Annotated in this window: 12 protein-coding genes; 8 read left to right on the top strand and 4 right to left on the bottom strand. The window is 65.9% G+C overall.

Annotated elements, in window-relative coordinates; all coding sequences use genetic code 11:
• Nucleotides 1-348: 348 nt before the first annotated feature.
• The 7 genes from HHUB_RS12145 to HHUB_RS12115 all read left to right on the top strand — a co-directional run bounded on the left by HHUB_RS12145 (nucleotide 349) and on the right by HHUB_RS12115 (nucleotide 7,387).
• On the top strand, nucleotides 349-1,074 hold the full coding sequence (locus tag HHUB_RS12145) for a hypothetical protein (protein ID WP_089649677.1): 726 nt from the start codon (nucleotides 349-351) through the stop codon (nucleotides 1,072-1,074).
• Nucleotides 1,075-1,094: 20 nt separating this feature from the next.
• Nucleotides 1,095-1,670, top strand: a complete 576-nt coding sequence (locus HHUB_RS12140) for a hypothetical protein (protein ID WP_059057863.1) — start codon at nucleotides 1,095-1,097, stop codon at nucleotides 1,668-1,670.
• Between the two features lie 85 nt (nucleotides 1,671-1,755).
• On the top strand, nucleotides 1,756-2,409 hold the full coding sequence (locus tag HHUB_RS12135) for a hypothetical protein (protein WP_059057862.1): 654 nt from the start codon (nucleotides 1,756-1,758) through the stop codon (nucleotides 2,407-2,409).
• Nucleotides 2,410-2,562: 153 nt separating this feature from the next.
• Entirely contained in the window at nucleotides 2,563-4,023 is a 1,461-nt protein-coding gene (locus HHUB_RS12130) for a DUF1102 domain-containing protein (protein ID WP_082687241.1), read from the top strand.
• A 58-nt stretch (nucleotides 4,024-4,081) separates the two neighbouring features.
• The gene (locus tag HHUB_RS12125) at nucleotides 4,082-4,927 is read left to right on the top strand and encodes a hypothetical protein (protein WP_089649678.1); all 846 of its coding nucleotides are present in this window, start codon (nucleotides 4,082-4,084) and stop codon (nucleotides 4,925-4,927) included.
• Nucleotides 4,928-4,944: 17 nt separating this feature from the next.
• Nucleotides 4,945-6,108, top strand: a complete 1,164-nt coding sequence (locus HHUB_RS12120) for a signal peptidase I (RefSeq protein ID WP_059057859.1) — start codon at nucleotides 4,945-4,947, stop codon at nucleotides 6,106-6,108.
• A 55-nt stretch (nucleotides 6,109-6,163) separates the two neighbouring features.
• Nucleotides 6,164-7,387, top strand: a complete 1,224-nt coding sequence (locus HHUB_RS12115) for a DUF5305 domain-containing protein (RefSeq protein ID WP_059057858.1) — start codon at nucleotides 6,164-6,166, stop codon at nucleotides 7,385-7,387.
• Between the two features lie 30 nt (nucleotides 7,388-7,417).
• Here HHUB_RS12115 and HHUB_RS12110 read toward each other — a convergent pair whose 3' ends face one another.
• Entirely contained in the window at nucleotides 7,418-12,481 is a 5,064-nt protein-coding gene (locus tag HHUB_RS12110; protein ID WP_059057857.1) for a DNA polymerase II large subunit, read from the bottom strand.
• A gap of 150 nt (nucleotides 12,482-12,631) precedes the next feature.
• Between HHUB_RS12110 and HHUB_RS12105 the strand changes: the two genes are divergently transcribed.
• Complete coding sequence (locus HHUB_RS12105) at nucleotides 12,632-13,681, top strand: RNA-guided endonuclease InsQ/TnpB family protein (RefSeq protein ID WP_059057856.1); 1,050 nt, start codon at nucleotides 12,632-12,634, stop codon at nucleotides 13,679-13,681.
• Between the two features lie 240 nt (nucleotides 13,682-13,921).
• Here HHUB_RS12105 and HHUB_RS12100 read toward each other — a convergent pair whose 3' ends face one another.
• The 3 genes from HHUB_RS12100 to HHUB_RS12095 form a co-directional block, all read right to left on the bottom strand.
• A complete protein-coding gene (locus HHUB_RS12100; protein WP_059057855.1) occupies nucleotides 13,922-14,341 on the bottom strand; it encodes a PPC domain-containing DNA-binding protein in 420 nt (139 codons plus the stop codon).
• Nucleotides 14,342-14,427: 86 nt separating this feature from the next.
• The gene (locus HHUB_RS17115; RefSeq protein WP_169793414.1) at nucleotides 14,428-14,595 is read right to left on the bottom strand and encodes a DUF7556 family protein; all 168 of its coding nucleotides are present in this window, start codon (nucleotides 14,593-14,595) and stop codon (nucleotides 14,428-14,430) included.
• Between the two features lie 413 nt (nucleotides 14,596-15,008).
• The gene (locus tag HHUB_RS12095; RefSeq protein ID WP_059057854.1) at nucleotides 15,009-15,533 is read right to left on the bottom strand and encodes a DUF7529 family protein; all 525 of its coding nucleotides are present in this window, start codon (nucleotides 15,531-15,533) and stop codon (nucleotides 15,009-15,011) included.
• Nucleotides 15,534-15,546 lie beyond the last annotated feature (13 nt).

Below are 15,546 nucleotides of genomic sequence, written 5' to 3'. Positions count from 1 at the left end.
AAGTGTTGGCGATAATTAACGTATCAACATCTGACGATAGGAACCCGGCGAAACCCCGTGAATCGCGGCTAAAGCGCTATTCGGCGCAATTTACAGACATTAGTTCTCGAATAGATAACTGATACGAACTGGTAATCGGCCGCTCAGGCGCGGTCTGACGGCCGCTCAGACCACGGTTGTCGCGGTTGGGCCGCTCGTCAGGCGCGGTCAGACGCTCCCGGCCCGAACGGCAGACCGGGGCTGAACTCGCTCAGTCGTGTCAATACTACTTACCAATGGGGTGATGGGGGAAGTGAGCGCTCTCGTGGACCGTGGTGGTCGCGGGGCGCACAACGAGGTAACTCGAAAATGCAACGTCGCAAGTTCATCGCCGGACTCGGATCGCTCGCTGCCGCCGGGGCAGCTGGAATCGGTACGGGCGCGTTCACGACTGTGCAGGCGAACCGGAGCGTCAACGTCAATGTCGCCAGCGACAGTAACGCCCTGCTCGCCTTCCAAACGTCAAACGCCGACAACTCGGAATACGTCAGCACGTCCAACAGTGCGGTGTCCATCGACGTCGACGATACGTTCAGTAATGGCACGGGTTCTTCCGGTTCTGGTGTCAACGCGAACGCGACAACCCAGATTAACGACCTCTTCAAGGTCGTCAATCAGGGGACGCAGGCCGCCGTCGTCTACGTTGACCCCGACAGCATTTCTGACAGTAACTACACGAACGGAGACTGGTCGGGCATCGCGATCGACCCACAGGCCTCGAACCGCCCGAACGGCGAGTACACCAACACCGGTGCGATAATCCAAGGTGTCGAGAACGACCAGATTTCGCTTACCGGTAACGGTAACGGTCCGACCTACAGCGCGTACGTCAACGATAACGAGCAGGGGACCGCCGACGCGCTCGAAGAGTTCGTCCTCGAACCCGGCGAATCCTTCGACTTCGGGCTGTACGTCAAGACGGACGATACCGTCGACAGCACTTCGGACATCGACGCAACGATTGAACTCATTGCGGACGCCACCCGCGTGCCCGACAGCTACACTGGAGATAACACCACCGGACAGCCCGAGTAATCTGGCGAGGTATTAGACAAATGAAACGACGCACCCTCATCGCCGGCCTCGGCACTCTCACCGTGAGTAGTATATTCGCGGTGGGGTCGGGTGCGTTCACCAGTGTCAGCGCCGAGCGAACCGTTACGGTCGACGTGGCCGACGATAACAGGGCGTTGCTCAAGCTCGAAGAAGTCGGGAGCGGCCGCCGGTCGTTCAAGGACGGGAGTACGGTCGCGTTCGATATTCCCTCTCCGGAGGAGGACGACTACGGTGGCACGGACCCCGAGGGGGTCGGGACCGACTCAGTCTACCGGTTCGGCGGCGACGCGGCCCACGACAGGACGGGGCTGTTCACCGTCGCGAACCAAGGAACCCAGTCCGTCGAAGTGTACGCGACCCAGCAGTCAACGGAGGGAGTCCCGACGGTCGTGATGTACGACGCCGAAACGGGGGACCGGCTCACGAAGAGCAGTCCGTCCGACCCGCTCGCCGTTGGTGGCGACCCGCTACCTTGCGGCCTCGAAATCGACACCCACGGCGTCCCGGTCAAAGAAGACGACCCCGAGTACGAGGTCACGTTGACGATTACTGCAGTCGCCACCGACGCCGACTGATTCCCACTCGGAGCACGGCGGTTCGACTCCGCCGGTGGGACTTCTCGAGGGGAAGATTATGAAACGACGCACATTACTCGCTGGCGTGGGGTCGATCGTAGCCGCAGGAGCGGCCGGCGTCGGCACTGGCGCGTTCACCAGCGTCACGGCCGACCGCAGTTTCACCGTTGACGTGGCGGAAGACGCGAACGCGTTCCTGCGAATGGTTTCGGTTCCGGGGAGCGAGAACAGCGATTACGTAGAGGTCGAGGACGGCCAGCTGTCGGGGGACCTCTCCGGCGGGAACGACAGCCTGCTCGGAGACGGCGTGAACGCCGGCGCGGTCACGACCGTCGACGACCTGTTCCGAATCGAGAATCAGGGCACCCAGCCGGTCTGGGTGTGGATGCTGGAAGACGGCGGCCGTAACGGGAGCAAGAGCCACGCCTTCTACGTCGGGTCGTGGCACGAGGACGCGACGGCGGTCAGCATCGCGGACTTCAACGGCGATCTCGACGCGCTGAAGGGGGATGGGCGGCAGCGCCAGCCACCCCACGATGCCGGGGTCGACACCGCGGCCGTCGAACTGGGCGTCGGCAGTCACGTCGATGTTGGGTTGGTCGTTGACGCGCCCGAGGGGAGCGCGGGGAGTCGAGTGCTTAAGGACGGGCAGGGACCAGTCATCACCGCGACTGCGGAGCGGTCGTCGCTCGCCGATGTCCTCACACCGGTGTACGTCCCGGACGGTGCGACGCAGTAGCGCCGTAGTCGACGCGCCGCGCAGCCCGGCCGAATGGGGTGCGGCGGCGTGACAGGACCTGTCTGAGATGGTTCAGACGAACCAATACTACCTCTCGGGAGCGGTAAGCCCGGGTAACTGACCGAGCGTGACAGTAACGGAGCTGATTGAGGCGTGACAAGATTCCGGCACGCTGCCGTACTCGCGGCAGTCGTCGTTGCGGGAACCCTGGCGTTCCCGTCGGTAGCCGCGCCACTATTCTCCGGGGCGACCGACCAACTTGGCAACAACGATGTCGACGTGGAACTCGTGCCGAGCAGCGACTACGCGCGTCTCGACGACGGCGAGCTCGTCGTCGACCTGTCGGCGGCGAACCCGGATGCGGAGGGCGTGAACGACGACGCGGTGACAGGTATCGAGGACGTGTTTCGGGTGCGGTACAACGGCTCGCGGTACGCGCACGTCTGGATCACGCACGACTCGGACGCGGTGACGTTCTACGCGGACGGCGCGCCCGTGCAGTCCCAGGCAACGAACGTGACGCTGGCGCCGAACGCGACCGTGGCGGTCGGGATGCGCGTGGATACGACCGGAGAGACCGCGGACGGGCTCATCAACAAAATCACCGTGCACGCGCGGGCGGCCGACCCCGCGGATGTCGCCAGCGGCGCGAGCGTCACCGGGAATACGGGCACGCCCTTGGCCGAGGATTCAACGGTGCAGACGCGAGCGTTGACCGAGACTTCGCGGCGGTTCACGGTGTTCGGTGCGGATGCGGGCGAGACGACCACGTTCGACGCGTCCCGGCTAGTGCTGGACGGTGCAGCTGGCGTCCTCGCTCTCGACGAGGTCGACGTCGCGAGCACCGGCGGGTCGGTCTCGGTTGACGTCGAGGCCGCTGGCACGGCGGCCTCGAGCTCGCGGGTCGCCCAGCGGGGTGCGGCGCCGCTGGGCGCGGTCACCGTGACTGACCGGCTGGACAGTGCGGGGCGCGCGACGCTGCGGTTCAGCGCCCCGGTCGGGTACTTCGAGGAGCGCGGCGTCGCGCCCGCGAACCTCACCGTCTACCGCGACGACGGTGGTGACCTATCGAAGCTCGCGGTCGTGACGACCGGCGAGCGCGGTGGTCGGCTGCACTTCGAGGCCGAGACGCCAGGGTTCTCCACGTTCGTCGTGGCGGCCGACCGCGCGCGGCTCCGGGTCGCGAACGCGACGCTCGAATCCGCGAGCGCCGCGCCCGGGGAGGCGGTCACGGTGATGGCGAACGTCTCGAACGCGGGCAACATCGCCGGGGAGCGCACCGTCGCGGTAGCCGTCGGCGGGACCGTCGTCGCGGAGCCCACGGTCGAGGTTTCGGCCAGCGAAACGGCGACGCTGACGGCGCGGGTCGCGCGCAACGTGACCGGCGAGTACGCGGTCACTGTCGGGGGTGTCGAAGCCGGGACGCTCGCCGTCGCAACCGGGAATCAGACCGACGGCGCGGCGGCCGCACAATCGGCTGGTGAGCCAGCGACCGCCGACGAGCCGGTCCGGGAGCCGGCCGGGTTCGGGCTAACCGAGGTGCTCGGGCTGGTGGCGCTGCTCGCGGTCGTCGCGGCATCGCTGGCGCTCGCACGGAGGACACCGTGGCGATAGTCGGGCCGCGGTCCGCACGGCGGGTAGCCTTTTGCCAGCCACGCGTCCAGTTCGCCCCATGAGCGCGTCGCCCCAGTCGGTCCGCGCGGCCCTCCGGGACGCCGTGCGGCTGCGGGACTGTCTCGCGCTGGCGGTCGTGCCGGCCGCGGCGCTCGCGGTCTTCGCACTGCCGCCGGGGACGCGCGAGTCGCTGGCGTTCGCGTACCGCGACCCGACGCTCGCGACGGCGTACGCGGCGCACTTCGTCCACTTCGAGTTCGACCACCTCGCGGCGAACCTCCTCGGGTACGCGCTGCTCGCGGGGTTCGGGTACGTGCTCGCCGCGCTGGCGGGCTGTCGGCGGCTGTTCGGCGCCGCCGCTGCGACGTACGTGCTGGCGTTCCCGCTGGCGCTGTCGGGGCTGAACCTCGCGGTGCCCCGGGACGCGATTGGCTACGGGCTCTCCGGCGTGAATATGGCGTTCGCCGGCCTGCTCGGGCTCGTGCTGGTGGCGTACGCGAGCCGCTTCGACCGCCGGATTCGCGTCCGGGACGCACCCGGCGTATTCTTCGCCGCGGTCGCCGTCGTCTCGCTGGTCGCGCTCCCCGGTGGGCGCGTGGCGTTCGCGCTCGCGGCGACGAGCGCGCTGCTCGCGCTCGCCTACGCTGTCTCCGCGCGGACCGCGTGGCGCTCGGCGCCGGCATCCCAGCCCGACGTCGGGAGCGGCTGGGTCGACGTCGGCGTGCTCGGCGCCGTCGCGTTCCTCGGCTACCCGTTCGTCGGCTTTCCAGCGCCGTCACCCGTCGAGGGGACCGTCGTGAACGTCTACGCGCACCTGCTGGGGTTCTGTCTGGGCTTCCTCGTGCCGTACGTCGCGTTCGTCGCGGGCGTCTTCGACGCCGACGCAGGATTTTTGACGGATTGACACGTCGGGGCGAGTGAATGTCCGTCCGCCGCGCGCTCACGCTCGGCGCCGAAGCGTTCGTCGTCCTCGTGGTCGTCGCCCTGCTGGTCGGCCAGGTGCTCGGCACGCCCGTTCTGTTGGGGTACGTCGAGACCGGGAGCATGGAGCCGACGATGGAGCCCGGCGACGGCTTCGTCGCGATACCGACGGCCATCGACGGCGACGTCGAGGTGGGCGACGTCGTCGTCTTCCGCGCCGAGGAGCTGCAGGGCGGCGGGCTGACCACCCACCGCGTCGTCGGCGAGACCGAGCGCGGGTACGTCACGCAGGGGGACGCCAACCCCTTCACCGACCAGGACGGTGGCGAACCGCCGGTGAAGGACGCGCAAGTCGTCGCGAAAGCGCTCCAGGTCGGCGGGTCGGTCGTCGTAGTCCCGAACCTCGGCACGCTCGTCACCGGCCTCCAGAGCGCGTTCGCCGACGTCCAGCGGCGGCTCGCGGCCGCGACCGGAACGCGCGCGCTGCTCGGTACGCAGGGCATCGCGTACCTCCTCTTGGGGCTCTCGGCGTTGCTGTACGTGTTCGACCTCTTCTTCGCCAGCGATGGCCGCCAGCGCGACCGCGACCGAGACCGGAGCCGCGAGCAGGGTATCTCGCCGGGTGTCGTCGTCGCCGCGCTCGCCGCGGTGCTCGTGGTCGCGGCGACCGCCGCGATGGTGGTGCCCGCGGGCACCCAGCAGTTCGGCGTCGTGAGCGCGGAGTTCGCCTCCGAGAACCCCACAGTCATCGAGCAAGGGGAGTCCGCGACGCTGCCGTACAGCGTCCCGAACGCCGGCCTCGTCCCCGTCGTCGCGTACGTCCAACCGGCCAGCGAGGGCGTCTCGGTGACGCCCGAGCGCGTCCGCGTCGCCGGGCGCGGCGAAGCCACTGTCGACGTCACGCTGTCCGCGCCCGAGCAGACCGGCTACTACCGGCGGTTCGTCACCGAACACCGCTACCTCGCGGTGTTCCCGACATCGGTTCTCGACTCGCTGCACGGCGTCCACCCGTGGCTGCCGATTCTCCTCATCGACGCAGCGCTCGCGGGCGGTATGGCGGCGTTGGGCCTGCTCGTGCTCGGCGGGCGCCGCGTCCGGATGCGCGAGCGCGAGTCCCGCCACGACCGGTCGCTGTGGCGGCGCGCGCTCCGCTACCTCCGGTGACGTGTCCGGTTGGTTCACCGACAAGTCTATACAACCGGGTTACACACGGGGAGCCATGGGGGAGGGGACGCGCTGGCTCCGGGTTCGCGCAGTCGTATCGTCGTGGTTTCCCGTGCTCGTGGCAGCACTGGCCGTGCTCGCAGTCGCGGGCGGGTGGGCGGCGTATACGGCCCACGCCGCCCCCGGCACCACCACCCAGCAGTCCGAGCAGGCGCACTGGACGGTCTCCGGCGAGTTCCAGCACGCCGCCGAAGTCACCCGCGAGAACCCGATTTTCGACGTGGGGACGACGCTCTCGAATCGCTCGACGTACTTCACGGGCGCGTCGCCGGAACTCGACGGCCGGTACGTCGCGACGTACTCCGGCCTCGACGCGCCACCCGCGTCCATCGACCTCGACGCCACGCTCGTCGTGCGCGCCGTCGGCGAGGACGGGAACACCGTCTACTGGAGCGACCGCACGCCGCTGGACGAGACCAGCGCCAGCGAGGTGCAGTCCGGCGACTCGGCCAGCATCGCGTTCTCGCTGAACGCCACGCGAATCGCCCAGCGCCAGTCCGAGATTCAGTCGTCGCTCGGGCAGACGCCCGGCACCGTCGAGTCGTTCGTCGCAGTCGATGCGACCATCGAGGGGACCGCAGACGGCCAGCCCGCGTCGCTGTCGCTCACCCACACCCTCCCGGTCGCCGTCGACGGCGACACGTACACCGTCGGACCCGCGGCGACCGGCAGCCAGCCCATGACGACCACAGAGACCGTGACCGTCACCAACGATTACGGGCCGCTGTGGTCGGTCGGCGGCCCGCTCCTGCTGGTCAGCGGGCTCGGCGCGCTCGCCGCGCTCGGCGTCGGCCGGCACCGGGACGCGTTCGCGCTCTCGGACGCCGAGCGCGACCTGCTGGCGTTCCGCGACGAGCGCGCGGAGTTCGACGAGTGGGTCGTCCGCGCCAGCCTCCCCGAGTCGGTCCACGACCGCCCGCGCGCGACAGCGGAGTCGCTCGCGGACCTCGTGGACTTCGCCATTGACGCCGACACCGGCGTCGTCGAGGACACCGAAACCGGGACGTTCTACGCCGTCGCCGACCAGCTCCTGGTCGCGTACGAACCGCCCGCGCTGGCCCGCGACTCGGACGCGGGCGACGCCGGCTTCGACGACCTCACCGACTTCGTCGAGGCCAGCGAGGACGTCGATGACTCGGACGAGTCCGACGACTCTGCGGACGCCTCCGGCGACGCCGACGGTGGCGGCCGCGAGGAGACGCCGCGGCCGCAGGACTAGCAGCGGGCGGGACCGGCGGCCCCGAGCGGCTTACATGAAGTCCGCAATCCCTGACTGCTTGTTTTTGTCATTCTCGAAGATGGATTCGAGGCTGTTCTGGAGGACTTCCAAGCGCTGTTTCGTGTACTCGCGGCAGTCGTACTCCTCGGCGACCGTGATCGCGGTGTCCATGTACTTGTTCACGGAGCCCTCGTGGACGGTGAGGTTCACGCGCCCGCCGCACTCCCGGCAGTCCCCCGTCAGGGGCATCCGCCGGTACTTCTCTCCGCAATCCAGGCAGCGCGTCTCCTGGCGGCTGAACGCCCGGAGGTTCCCGATGAGGTCCGGGAGGAAGTGGTACTCGATGACGCGCTCGGCGACGTCCGTCTCGTCGACCGCGCGGAGCTTCCGCGCGAGCTCCAGTTGCGCGTCCATTTTGTCCATCATCGACCCGAGGGTCTTGTACGCCGACAGGCTCGGCCCGAGGTGGATGTCCGACGTGTCGTGGGTGTGCTCGAAGCCCGCGTACTCGGTGTCGGTGCCGAGGCTCTCCTCGGCGATTTCCACGAGGTCCTCGACCTCGCCGGGGTCGGCCAGCTCCCGGGTCGCCTCGTAGAACTCCCGCGGGTACTGGCTGACGACGTCCATGTTGTGCGCCTCGTCGTCGATTTCGCTGGGGTCGATGCGCGAGGACATCACCAGCGGCGCGTCCATGGAATTGTGAGCGTACAGCCAGTTCGCGGTGAAGACGGGGTCACCCCCGACCTGGAGGTCGTAGAGATACCCGTCGTAGTCGACGGACTCGATGTCTTTGACGCGCAGATACGAGAGGTCTCCGTCCACGAGCGGGCGTAGTTCCTCAAGCACGGCCTCGGCCTGCGACGGCAATTCCTGTTCGTCGAGCGTGTCGACGATCTCGGTGAGTTTCTCCAACGAGATGTTGTCGCGACGCTTCAAGTACTTCGGAATTGTCTGTTTCACGCCCGCAATATCCATCTCGCGGAGTTCCATCAGCGTAGACGGAATCGAAACGACGAGACTCTTGGGGAGATACGGGTCGTCTCCGTCGAGAAGTCGGTGAAGCGGATTATCGTTGGCGCCGCCGGAGACTGTTACGGTGTGGATGTCCTGTCTGTTGCCGTCACGGTTCGTTTTTGTTGAAACGTTCGCGACGAGTCCGAGACGGTGTAAGAGGAACATGATTCCATCTTTCACGTCGTCGCTAGTCGTATGGAAGCTAACTGTCGTCACGTTGTCGTTGGAACTGTCGCTTCCGTCACCAGCAATAAAGCCTCGCAGGAAGTCGAGCACTACCGACCGCGGTGCGTGGAGGATACACTCTGGAACAACCTTCTCGCTCGAATCATACGAATCAGCGTTCTCGAAGCCGAGCGAGTAGAGTACCTCCCTGAACACGGCGGGGAACCGTAGTTCGTAGGCACGATTCGACCAGCGTCGTCCTGGTTCGGTCCCGAGTTTGTCCGTTGCGATGTCGGCCGCACGGTCGATGAGATCTTCGTCGGCGTTGTGGATGCAGGGGTTGACGCTTGAGGTAGTTCCCTCAGCGACGAACAAGCCCAGGAGCCAGGCGAAGTCCTCGTCAACCTCGATTGTTCGCGTAATGCCGAGTGAGGAGCCTTCAAGTCCGACCTCGATGTCAGTCGGTACGTCAAGTTCGCTGTGGGCGAGAATCTGCTGGAACCGCTCAAATCCGATTTTCGACTTATTGAGCCTGTATGCGAGTCCCGCGTTGAACGCTCCATGCGTCTCGCTCCCTCGGTCGGTTGACTCCCAGGCCGTCCGTAGGAGTTCCTCGACGTCATCGTCGATGACAACGTACGGGTCATCGACACAGTCAGTAACATCCAGGGTGGTTTCCCGGGTGTCGACATCGAGGTCGCGTGGGGCGACAACCAAATCACCGGCTTCGAGGTCCGCACCAGCAACTTCCTCGATACCATCATCGTACCGGAAGAGGCTGTGGTGTTCCGTTATCTCCAGCGACCGACCGAACTGCGTCTCCACGCGGACGAGTTGGTCGTCGTCATCGGCTTGATACCGAATCGCTTTCTCGATTGGTTCCAGTGACGCCTCGTGGTTGTCGTCGAACGCGTACGTCTGCCAGCCTTCGCTGTAACAGGTCCGTTTGCGGAACTTCCCGTCCGTTTCAATCGGTGCTTCAAGCTCATCCCAGAACTCGTCGAACGTCAGGAATCGCACATCGCCGTCGGGGTCGACAGCGACGAGTCGAGAATCCTCGGCAACGCTGCCACCACGCTGGTCCGGCAAGTACGATTTAGAGAAATTGATAAGACCGTCCATTAGGAGCATCACGCAGTCCTCGTCCCCGTCACAATTGCGTCTTTTCGCGGCGTGAAAGTACGGGTGCGCGTATCCGACCGAAGCTGACGTAAATCCGATAACTCTGCCGACGACGGCGGCGGAGGTGTGGGGCGCCATCCCGAAGACGAGCTCGCCGACGAGGTCGTCGCGCTCCTCCAGCTCGTAGAACGGGTCGAGGCCGTAGTACTGGGTGAGGAGGTCGTCGACGAAGTCCGCGGTCTGGAGCATGTGCTCGGCAGCACCATCAGAAAGCACGACGTCCTGCACGCGGAGTTCGACGAGCTGGTCGTCGTGTTCGAGGGGGTCGCCGTGGATGTCTTCCTCGTAGCCGAGTTCGCGGAAGTGCTCGACGGTGACGTCGAGTTCGCTGGGCTTGACCGACGTGACCGGAAGGTCGGTCATGTCGTAGCGGACGGTGCCGTCCTTGAACGTGGAGACGTCGTGTTTCGCGCGGAGCACGCCTTTCTCCATCGGCTCGGGGACTTTCTCCGCGGAGGACAGCCCCTTGACGCCCTTGAGCTGGTCGAAGGCGTTCTCGCGCTCGCCGACGGCTTGCAGGGCGTCGCGGTACTCGGCGCCGACGTCGACGGTCTGGACGGCGACGTTGTCGAGTTCGCGCTCGCAGCGCGGGCACTCGACGCGGCCGGACTCGTCGGGTTCGGCGCTCACGTTGCAGTCCGGGCACTCGTAGTGCGGGTCGGTCCACTCGCCGCAGTCCCCGCAGCGCGGCTCGAACGTGTGGTCGCCACAGGACGGGCACTCGCGGACGCCCAGTTGGACGTCGAGCTTGCCGGGCGTGTCTTTCATGTCGGGCGCGTAGCGGGCGGCCTCGCTGACGTCGCGCTGGCTGCCGCCGGCCTCCCCGATGGGGAACAGCGTGTGGACCGCGGGCGAGAGGTCGCGGGACTCGGACTTCTCCGGGCGACCCATCCGGTTCCCGATGCGCGTGGGCGCACGCTCGCGGACCTCGAAGGGCGCGACCTCGTTGACGGCGGCGAGCGCGTTCGGCCACTCGCGGGCGTCCGCGGAGAGGTCGTCCCACTCGCGGGACAGATCCTCGGTAACCCCGAGCGAGCGCACGAGCGGCAGCCAGTCCGGGATGCGAATCTCGTCGTCGTCCTGCCTGTGTTCGACGAGCAGCGCTTCCAGCGGCTCGCGGACCGCGTCCTCGTTGTTGAGGACGAGGTCGCCGGCCTCCGTGCGGGCGTTTGCGACGGCGTCCGCCAAGGCTTCGAAGTCCGCGACCTCGATGTCGTGCCAGAGGTACGTGTACGCCGGGTGGAGGGGGGCGTCGTACTCGGTCGCCCATTCGAGCGCCTGGTCGGCGTCGGGCGCTTCGAGGTCGACGTACGGCGAGTCCCGGAGCGCCTGCACGTCCGCACCTGCGGCCTCGAAGTCCTGAATCCACCACTCCGGGGCGTAGGAGGCGGGCGCGAGCTCGTGGTTGTTCTCCACGAACTCCCCGTAGTTCACGAGGTACTCGCCGACGTCCAGAATCTCGACGACGCCGTTCCTGACTTCCAGGGCTTCCTCGGGGTCGTCGATGCGGCGGACGTCGCCGTTCGCGAGTTTGACCGTCGGGCCCTCGATGGAGTCCACGGGGACGATGCCGGCGGCCTTCCCGGGGCGCTCGGTCTTGATCTGCGTGCCGGTCGCGAGGAAGTCGTCCACGAGGTGCATCGTCGCCGGGTGGATGCCGGCGGTCGCGAACCCGTGGTTGCGCGAGCGGCCGTAGCGAAGCCGGAAGCCGCCCTCGTTCGAGGGGTGGCCGAAGACGGGACGGCCCGCGATGAGGTCCCGGAGGAACTTGTTCGACGGGTCCACGCGCGGTGGGCCCTCCGGTTCGTCGCTGGCGTCGTCGGCGTCGGTGGACACCTCGGCCTCGTCTGCAGCGTCGTCGCTGTTGTCGTCGTCGCCCTCGCTGTCGTCTTTGCCGATGGTGCCGTCGATGAGGTCCTGCAGCCACGGCCACTCGACCTCCTCCAGATTCCGCGTGTAGCGCTGAATCTTCGGCGCCTTCAGCGCGATGCCCTCTGCGAGCACGAGGCACATCCCGCCGCGCGCGGAGTTCGTCGCGATGCGCTCGAGGTCGCGGAAACCGTCGACTTCCTCGTCGCCGGTTGCCTCCCCGTCCAGCATGACGGGACAGTGCTCGGTGATGAACTTCGTCTCCTTGTCCTTCGGCGAGTACTGGAGGCCGGTCTCGGAGTCGTAGAGGTCCACCTCCTCGGCGTAGCGCTCGATTTCGTCGTCGCGGGGCTTGAACCGGTCGATGTCCAGCAGCGCGCGGGCGTAGTCCGCGACCAGAACGGACAGCGCCTGCGCGGTCCCGCCCGCGGACCGGATGGGGCCGGCGTAGTAGACGGCGACGTACTCGGTGCCGTCGTCGTTGGCGTTGACCTCGACGCGGTCGATGCCTTCGATGGGCGCCGCGACCACGCCCTCCGTGAGGAGCGCGACCGCGGTGCGGACCGCGCCCTCGACTTTCCCGGCTTTCGTCTCGTAGTCGCCGACGCGGCCCTCAACGAAGTCCTCGACGAGTTCGAGCGCGGCCTCCTCGCGGCTCATCTCCCCTTCGAGGTCGCGCACGCGCTCGGCGACGCCGTCGATGCCGAGGATGTTCTCGACGCGGTCGGCCATGTCCTTGGCGACCGGAATCTCGACCTCGGGCTTGGGGTCCTCGCCGCGGCGCTTCGCGCGCTCGGCGACGTCGAAGGCCTCGTCGAGGCCGGCTTCCAGCGACTCGAAGTAGTCCTCGTCCTCGGGCCGCATTACGTGGACCGCAGGAGAAAGCCCCGCGCTTCAGGGCGAGGATCAATCCGTAAGCCCGATTCCACAACCGCAGTCGGTAGCATAGACCGATATTCCCGCGGGTTCTACGAAAGCCTTTCCACTAATGGCAGAGATATACCAACTGCAATCGTGGTCACGACGACTGTTACCGTCAAATTCCACAACCCGTCTCTCGCTCGGCGCAAAGAGTGGCAACGCGCCGCCCAACTCTACCGGGACACCAAGCAATTCTGCATCGACGGGTGGGAGAACGATGACTTCGATAAATCCGTGACCACGGCCAGCATCGACAACGGCCTCTACTCGGCCATCCAGAACCAAGCCATCCGCGAAGCGAAGGCCGACCATCAGGAGGACGGCGCTGTGTCCTACCGGCAGAGCCAACCGTTCGCCCTTAACAACCAAAACTGGGAAATCGACACCACCGAGAACGGTTCGGTTGTCGTCGGCTTTCCCTGTATCTCCGGCTGGTGGTACACCCCCGTCGAGGTGTACGATGACGTGGACGACGCTGTTCGTCGTGTCTTGAACGGCGAGGCTGACAAGACACGGCTTCAAGTCTACCGCCGGGGTGATGACTGGTTCTGTACGTTCAGCGTTGAATGCGATACTAACCCCGATGGAGAGACGGCCATCGGCGTGGACGTGGGCCACAACAACCTGCTGGCGGCCCACGCCGAGGACACCGACGAATCGATGCTGGTGTCCGGTCGAGAGGCAAAATACGTTCGACGACGCTTTCGTTCCCTGCGCGAGTCGCTTCAGGAAGCGGGTGCGCTTCGCGCACTCAACCGCGCAGATGACAAAGAAAGCCGCCGGATTCGTGACCTCAATCACACTGCCTCCCGCCGCCTCATCGACTGGATAGAGCAGTTTGAGAACCCTGTCCTCCGGCTTGAAGACCTCGAAGGTATCCGCGATGGATCGGACTGGCGTGGGGTCCACTCGTGGCACTTCCACCAGTTGCAGGATTTTATCGTCTACAAGGCGGAACGCGCCGGTATCCGGGTCGAGAAGGTGGACCCGGAGGACACCAGCCAGCGGTGTTCGGTCTGTGGCGAGTACGGTACCCGCGACGGCGACCACTTTTCGTGTCCGTCGTGTGGTCGCGAGCGACACTCGGACCTGAACGGAGCGGAGAACATCGCACAGCGGGAGGGAGAACCATGCACGGCGTAGCAGTTCGGCTGACGCGAACCGTGCGGCCTCGCGGACTGAAGAACCCGCTGTCTTCGACGCCCGGCGTGACCGGGGAGGAAGGCCGCTTTGACACGGCTGTACGCGCTGGAAAGCACACCGTTGGTCACAACTCGGTGGCGACCTTTGACGTTCCACGCGAAAGCGTACTTGAGAACCGAGGAAACGCGCAACCTGAATATCCCCTTCGGGGAATCCTCGCCCTATAGCGCGGGGAGGATGTCAAAGCCAGAGGTCGAGGTCGGTGGCGTCGTCGTGCTCGCGGACCAGCTCGGTGTCGAGTTCGCGGACGTACAGCTCGCCCGCGAACACGGTCGCGCGGTCGAGGTGGCCCGCAAGCGCCTGCCCGGACCGCCGCGAGAGGGTCACGTGCGTGTGCGCGAACGGTTCACCGTCTAGCTCGGAAAGGTTCCCGACGCAGGCCGCCACTTCGAGGGGTTCCTCGAAGCGCGCGGCCTTGTACTCGAAGTCGTCCTGGTCGTAGTACCAGAGTTCGGCGTCCTGCACCGCGCCCATGCCGACGAACCACGCGGCGTCGATGCCCTTGTTGGCAGCCAGCGACTCGATTTCCTCGCGCCAGTCGGCGCCGTGGTCGAGTCGCGCGACGAACTCGCGGCCGCCAGAGACTTCGCGAACGTTCATGGATGCACCCAACGGACGCGCCAGCAAAAGTCCTACCGTCTGGGTGCTACGGAACTACGAGCAGTTAGTACGCCGCCGCAGTCGGCCTATCGCCACGCCGAGAGCGCGGTCGCGTGGTCCGCTGTCACCGACATCCACGCCTCGTCGCAGGAGATGTCCGCGATGACGAGTCGGGACTCGGGGCCCTCGTCGTCGAGGGAGGCCATCACGTCGGTGCCGGACGCGTTCGCCGGCTGCACGGCGTCAGTCGTCATGACGTATGATACAACGTGGCACGGGATACTTAAGCGCATCGGAGTAAGATACCTGACCTATTCCGCTCGGACCGATACCCTCGCTTCGCCACAGATGAGCTGTTCGCGTTGGCTCCCGCTCTGGCGGTTGCTCGCAGGAGGGAGAAGAACTCGCCGTTCACGTTCACCGGCCCGCGATTCAAGCGCACACCTACGGGGACGTGTCCGCCGTCTCCGGGTTGGTTACAGTCGACTGCTTGGATGGCTTCGTGGACGTGACGACTGCCACACTGTTGGAGTGACGTACGCTTCTGTTCGTACCTCAAGCGGCCGCTAACAGCCACCGGAACGGCCATGACCGACTCAAGGAAGAACCGTAATTTGACACTTGCCCAGTGTTGGCATCGCTGTCACCAAACCCCCAGTTTCGTACGCTACGAATCGTTCAGTTCCGGGAAGAAGTGGGCCGGATCCTCGTGTTCAAACGTCGCAATATACGACCCATCGAGTTTCCGGATATGGCTGTACATCACATCTTCGTCCATCGCGATCTCCTTGAGCGGTTCCGCACGCTGTTGGCGGTAGTTCCCCGCGATCAGGACGACCGATTCCGTGGGGTGGTCCAAAATGGCCGTGAGAACGAACTCCTGCCCATGAACGCTATTCTTGAAGACTTGGTAATCTTCGAACGACCCCTTCTCACGAAGCTTTAGAAGTTCGTCGGCTTTGTTTCCCGGAATAATGTGCGTGAGGCCGAACCGATTATTGTCCTCATCCCCATCAGTTGGGACTTCCGGGCCTGTGTGTCCAGCCGGGAAAGCCACCGTTTGCCAGCCGTCGTCCTCCAAACGCTCAACCTGCGCTTCTAACTCTTGGAGCGTCTTCTTCCATGCACTCTTGTGAACATCGAGTGCACCGTTCCGGCCATCAGAGGGAGATGTACCGGTGTATTCGACCATGGGTTGGGTTTAA

Origin of the sequence: Halobacterium hubeiense (assembly GCF_001488575.1) — an archaeon.
In the GTDB taxonomy this organism is placed as follows: domain Archaea; phylum Halobacteriota; class Halobacteria; order Halobacteriales; family Halobacteriaceae; genus Halobacterium; species Halobacterium hubeiense.
The sequence above is the reverse complement of the archived record's forward strand: the minus strand, read 5'-3'. Positions and strand labels throughout refer to the sequence as shown.